Origin of the sequence: Aeromonas sp. HMWF015 (assembly GCF_963878965.1) — a bacterium.
GTDB lineage: Bacteria > Pseudomonadota > Gammaproteobacteria > Enterobacterales > Aeromonadaceae > Aeromonas > Aeromonas veronii.
The window spans coordinates 1-6,198 of sequence record NZ_CAWNZT010000197.1 but is presented as its reverse complement, the minus strand read 5'-3'; the positions used below and the strand labels follow the sequence as shown (position 1 = coordinate 6,198).

3 protein-coding genes and 1 pseudogene are annotated in these 6,198 nt (G+C 57.2%); 1 reads left to right on the top strand and 3 read right to left on the bottom strand.

Annotation, left to right across the window (positions count from 1 at the left end; genetic code table 11):
* The 3 genes and pseudogenes from hrpA to AACS18_RS10445 form a co-directional block, all read right to left on the bottom strand.
* Window positions 1–2,197: pseudogene (gene hrpA / locus AACS18_RS23345) on the bottom strand (ATP-dependent RNA helicase HrpA); the annotation flags it as partial.
* Between the two features lie 318 nt (window positions 2,198–2,515).
* The gene (locus AACS18_RS10450) at window positions 2,516–2,938 is read right to left on the bottom strand and encodes a CBS domain-containing protein (protein WP_005333273.1); all 423 of its coding nucleotides are present in this window, start codon (window positions 2,936–2,938) and stop codon (window positions 2,516–2,518) included.
* A 119-nt stretch (window positions 2,939–3,057) separates the two neighbouring features.
* Window positions 3,058–4,335: an HD-GYP domain-containing protein gene (locus AACS18_RS10445; RefSeq protein ID WP_108612264.1), complete on the bottom strand. Its 1,278-nt coding sequence runs from the start codon at window positions 4,333–4,335 to the stop codon at window positions 3,058–3,060.
* 843 nt (window positions 4,336–5,178) lie between these two features.
* Here AACS18_RS10445 and AACS18_RS10440 point away from each other — a divergent pair.
* On the top strand, window positions 5,179–6,198 hold a 1,020-nt coding region (locus AACS18_RS10440), incomplete at its 3' end, for an arylsulfatase (RefSeq protein WP_258228696.1).

The window sequence follows — 6,198 nt, the reverse complement described above, 5'->3', positions numbered from 1 at the left end:
CCCCCTCCACCAGCGCGCGGCGGATAAAGAGCTCACGACACAGCGCCGGATCGATACGGCTGAAGTTGATGGTGCGCTCGTTGACCAGGGTCAGACCATAGAGGGTCACCTTCTCCTTGGCCATTACGGCGCCGTTTTTCTTCGACCAGTGAGGGTCGCTGTGGTGCAGCTTGATGAGGTGGCCTGCCAGCGGCTCCACCCACTCGGGCTCAATTTTGGCGTTGATGCGGGCGTAGAGGCGCGAGGTTTCCACCAATTCTGCGGCCATCACCCACTTGGGCGGCTTCTTGAACAGACCCGAGGCCGGGAACAGGTGGAAGCGGCCGTTGCGGGCGCCGAGAAACTCCGGTTTTTCCAGATCCTTGTTGCCGATATGGCTCAAGAGGCCGGTCAGCAGCGCGCAGTGCACCGTCTTGAAATCCGCCGGTTCATGGTTGACTTTAAAACCAAGCTCCTTCACCGTCTGGCGCAGCTGGAAATGGATGTCCTGCCATTCGCGCACCCGCAGGTAGGAGAGAAACTCCTTCTGGCACATGCGGCGGAACGGATTGCTGCCAAGGAGATCCTGCTGCTCTTTCAGGTAGTTCCACAGATTGACGAAGGCGAGGAAGTCGGAATCCTTGTCTTCAAAGCGTCTGTGCTGCTCGTCGGCGGCCTGCTTCTTCTCCATGGGCCGCTCGCGGGGATCCTGAATGCTGAGGGCGGCGGTGATCACCATCACCTCGCTCAGGCAGCCAGTCTGCGCCGCGCTGATCACCATCTTCGCCAAACGCGGATCAAGGGGGATGCGCGAGAGCTGGCGACCGGTCTCGGTCAGCTGCAGCTTGGCTTCGCGATCGCCGGTGGCTGGTAACTCGCGCACCGCCTCCAGCTCTTTCAAGAGAGTCAGACCGTCCTTGATATGGCGCGACTCGGGTGGCTCGACGAAGGGGAACGCCTCCATATTGCCAAGGCCGAGCGCCAGCATCTGCAGGATGACGGATGCCAGGTTGGTGCGCAGGATCTCGGGGTCGGTAAAGGCGGGACGGCCGTTGAAATCCTCCTCGGAGTAGAGGCGGATACAGATACCGTCCGCCACCCGGCCGCAACGCCCTTTACGCTGGTTGGCGCTGGCCTGGGAGACCGGCTCGATGGGCAGGCGCTGCACCTTGGTACGCCAGGAGTAGCGGCTGATACGGGCGGTGCCCGGATCGATGACGTAGCGAATGCCCGGCACCGTCAGCGAGGTCTCCGCCACGTTGGTGGCAAGCACGATGCGCCGTCCGGTGTGTTGCTGGAATACCTTGTTCTGCTCGGCGTTGGAGAGGCGGGCGTAGAGCGGCAGCACCTCGGTATCGCGAAGATTGAGCTTGCGCAGGGCATCGGCGGTATCGCGGATCTCCCGCTCGCCGTTCATGAAAATGAGGATGTCCCCCAGCCCTTCGCGAGCCAGCTCTTCCACCGCATCGAAAATCCCCTGCAGTTCATCGCGCTCTTCAAGCCCTTCGCTCTTGTCACTGGTGAGTGGACGGTAACGTACCTCCACCGGATAAGTGCGGCCGGAGACCTCGATCACCGGCGCCTTGTTGAAATGGCGGGAGAAACGTTGCGGGTCGATAGTGGCCGAGGTGATGATCACCTTGAGATCGGGGCGCTTGGGCAGCAGTTGCTTGAGATAACCCAGAATGAAGTCGATGTTGAGGCTGCGCTCGTGGGCCTCATCGATGATGATGGTGTCGTACTGGGTGAGCATCCGGTCATTCTGGATCTCCGCCAGCAGGATACCGTCGGTCATCAGCTTGATGTGGGTCTGCTCGCTCACCTGATCGGTAAAGCGCACCTTGTAACCCACGTAGTGACCGAGTTCGGACTCCATCTCCTCGGCAATACGGGCCGCGACGGTGCGGGCTGCCAAACGGCGTGGCTGGGTGTGGCCGATAAAGCCCTTCACCCCGCGCCCGAGCGCCAGACAGATCTTGGGGATCTGGGTGGTTTTGCCCGAGCCGGTTTCCCCGGCGATGATCACCACTTGATGCTCTTCAATGGCTTTGGCGATCTCCGCCTGTTTCTGGCTCACCGGCAGGTTGTCCGGATAGGTGACCTTGGGCACTCCGGCCAGACGGGTTTGATAGCGCGCTTGTGCGGCATCCAGATCGGCGGATATGGTCTCCAGCACGGCGGCCTGTTTGCCTTCAGGCAGCTTCTTGACCCCGTGCAGACGGCTGGAAAGACGGCGGGCGTCGAGGTTCATGCAGGCAGAGAGACGGCGGCGCAGCGCCTCGATAGAAAGAGACAAGGTACGAATTCCTTAAACAGGTGCCCAGAGGGGCCATATCGATAAGCTGGGAGCGATCCTAAAGAGCGAGCGGGGGCGGTGCAAGCCTTAACGTAGCGTTATATATGGGAAGACTGAGAGATTGGCCGATCCTCAAACATCACAAAACAATCATTGTAAGATGGCATAACATGAATAAATCGCAGCATATGAAATAGCCAAGGCAAGCCGAAGCTTGCCTTGGGAGAGAGAAAAACAGAATTAACCGTGGGTGTGATGGACAAAACAGGTGGTGAGCTGGGCGTGAATGGCCTGCATAACATTGTGACGATTGATGACACCGAGCAGACGCCCTTCCTCCACTACCGGATAGATCTTCGGCTTTTGCCCCATCATCATCTCCGCCAGACTCAAAATGCTGGTATCTGGCCCCACCGACAGCACCTCCTTGCGCATCACATCCTTGACCTGCGCCACCTGTTCGCAGTGATAGGCCTCCTTAAGCAGCACTGCGATGCAATCCTGCTCGGAGATCCAACCAATCAGATGGCCCTGGCCATCCACCACCGGGCCACCGAGCTGATGACTGTTCAGAAATTTCTCGACCGCAGCTTGCACCATCATGTCGGCAGTGAAGGTGATGGGTCTGCTCTGCATATAATCCTTGGCTTTTAGCGATTCCATATCTGCTCCCCTACGGTAGTCCATCAGCTGGCGTCTTGTGCGCCGGTACCGGCACCATGCTCGGCTTGTTCCAAGCATAGCTGGCTCGCGGCGGTATGAGTCAGCGGCCAGCCTCTCCTTCAATTGATGGCATGATCCGGCTCGCGATCCGGAATAGCTGCCATCATCATCTGCGGCAGGTGATCGGCCAGCACCGCCACCACTGCGGGATCGACCCGCCCCTGATCCGCCAGTTGCTGCATAAAGGTCAATGCGTCACGGGCAGGCAGGCCGCGCCGATAAGGTCTGTCCTGCACCATTGCCTGAAAAATATCAGCGACCCGCAGGATCCGCGCTTCGAGCGCCATGGCGGATGCCGGCAGGTGGAACGGATAGCCCTCACCGTCAGGCTCCTCATGGTGATAGGCCGCCCAGCAGGCAATCTCCTCAAACCCTTCGATGTGGCGCAGGATCTGGTAAGTCTCGAAGCTGTGGGTATTGATGATGGCCCGCTCCTCTTTCGTCAGGCTGGCAGGCTTGTCGAGGATCTCGTCCGGCACCCTGAGCTTGCCCAGATCATGCAGCAAACCGGCGATCTCCAGCATGTCACAATGGATGGCACTGACTCCCATCAATTCTGCCAATGCCCGCGACAACCTGCTCACACCGAGTGAATGCGTCATCGTGAATGGGCTTTTGGCGTCGACAATGCCAGAGAAGATCTGCGCCAGCGCTTTTAGCTCCCCGTTGAAAGTCAGGCAAGGCTCCCGCACCTGCAGCATCTCCAACATGTAATCATTGATGGAGCGAGCTTCCAGCTGCAGCCAGAATGCCTCAGAGCGAGACGCCTTGAGGAAGGCATCCACCAGCTCGGGGGCAAAGAACTCGTCACGGAAATCCTGCAGGCGTGCGCGGATCTCGTTGGTATGCATCAACAATGAACCATCGCCATAGTAGGGCGCCGCCAACGCATCGCAGCGATCCACCAGAAAGATAAGATTGGCCTGACGGGCTACATTGGGGTCCACATCGGCCATCTCGCGCAACAGGTGCCAGTGGGTATGGTGATAACGTATAGGCAGGGCCAGCGGGGCCAGCAAACGGAAATCCTTGAGCAGCTGATATCCCACCTCGCAGTGGCGCTGGGAGGACTCCCAATCGAACTCGCTGACCAGATGGTGATGGGTGATGGTCGAGGAGACACCGATATCATGCAGCACCCCCAACTCGAACAGCAGACAGCGTTCGGCCTCACTCATCCCCAGCTCCCGGCTGCACTCGGCAGCCATAATCCCGACCCGTTTACCGTGGGCCACATCGCCAATGCCCACCAGATCCAGCGAGGCTGACAGGGCATACACCACCTGCCTTAGATCCACTTGCAACGAAAAGGGGGCTATGCCCTGCGCTCTGTCCATGATCCGGGTCCCATGCGATGTTGTCGTATCAAACTGGCGCTGTTTTATGCCTCGCCTTCTATCAACTTAGTCAATAGCCGAGCCTTTTACCTTGTTTTTATAGGTATTTATGACCCTGGCACCTTGAAAAGACAAAGATTACAGCTGGATTTATTTGGCTACTCCCACTCAAGTCATATGTATACGTTCAAAAATATGCGAGCAGGCTTTTTAAATCTCGCGATGACATTGTGAGCAGTTTTAAAAACTCATATCTAAGCGAAACAATCAATACCCCAACTTTACTTAATTATGACTTAATCAGAATTAAAGAGTGCTCGGTTTGCCAGTAAGAATTTTGAATAAAGGCACACCACAACGCCCATAACTGCCACCACCCCCAGATTGATTAGCCGAACTGTGAACTCCATCACCCATTTATTCGCCTTATCGCCATCGATAGCGGTAGACACCTCCGCCTTCTGGACACAGCTTGCCATGCTCGCTCGAGCCCACCCGATAGCCTGCGACCGAAGGGTTGGAGAGAAAATATCGGATAACCAGCGGTTATATTCGCTATAAGGCGACAGGGATAAACGGGATTTATAGAGTGAAACTGTTGAAAGCTGATTTCCAAGCTGCGGTTAACTCGGGCTATTCAGGTCATATCACTCTTTGCAGGTCATAACGACAGCGATAAAGGGGAATGTGCCCATCCGGGTATTCCATCCCCTCCAACAGCCTGCACGGGATGATATTTCCACCACGTTAAACGCACGCTGCTTTCATCGCCCATTTTGTGTACCAATTCACATCAGATTAGGAGTGGAGCCAATAATGGCCATTCAAATAAACAAAATAGCCATGAGCCTTGCCTTAATGGCCACCGCTGGTAGTGCCACAGCAGCCGCCAAGCCCAATATTCTTGCCATCATGGGCGATGACATCGGCTACTGGAACATCAGTGCCTACAACCAGGGGATGATGGGCTACCAGACCCCGAACCTGGACAGGATCGCCAATGAAGGGGCCCTCTTTACCGATCACTACGGTCAGCAATCCTGCACCGCCGGCCGCGCCGCCTTCATTACCGGTGAAGAGCCATTCCGTACCGGTTTGCTGACCATCGGCATGCCCGGATCCACCCACGGCATTCCGGATTGGGCCCCCACCATCGGTGATCTGCTCAAAGAGCAGGGTTACATGACGGCTCAGTTCGGCAAAAACCATTTGGGCGATCAGAACCAGCACCTACCGACCAAGCACGGCTTCGACGAGTTCTTCGGCAACCTCTATCACCTGAACGCGGAAGAGGAACCGGAAACCTACTACTACCCGAAAGATCCTGAGTTCAAGAAGAAGTTCGGCCCACGCGGCGTCATCAAATCTTCTGCCGACGGCAAGATTGAAGATACCGGCCCCATGACCCGCAAGCGCATGGAGCATGCCGACGAAGAGTTCCTCGAGTCTTCGCTGGCGTTCATGGAGAAAGCTGTCAAGGCCAAGAAGCCCTTCTTCATCTGGCACAACGCCACCCGCATGCACGTCTGGACCCGTCTGCAAGAGAAGTATCAGGGTAAATCCGGCGTCAGCATCTATGCCGATGGCATGCTGGAGCACGATGATCAGGTGGGGATCCTGCTCGACAAACTGGACGAGCTGGGGGTCGCCGACAACACCATCGTGATCTACACCACTGACAACGGCGCCGAGACCGTCAGCTGGCCGGATGGCGGCACCACCCCCTTCTATGGCGAAAAAGGCACCACATGGGAGGGCGGGATGCGGGTTCCGCAACTGGTTCGCTGGCCGGGCGTGATCAAGCCAGGCACCAAGGTCAACGCCATGATGGCCCATCAGGACTGGATGCCGACGCTGTTGGCC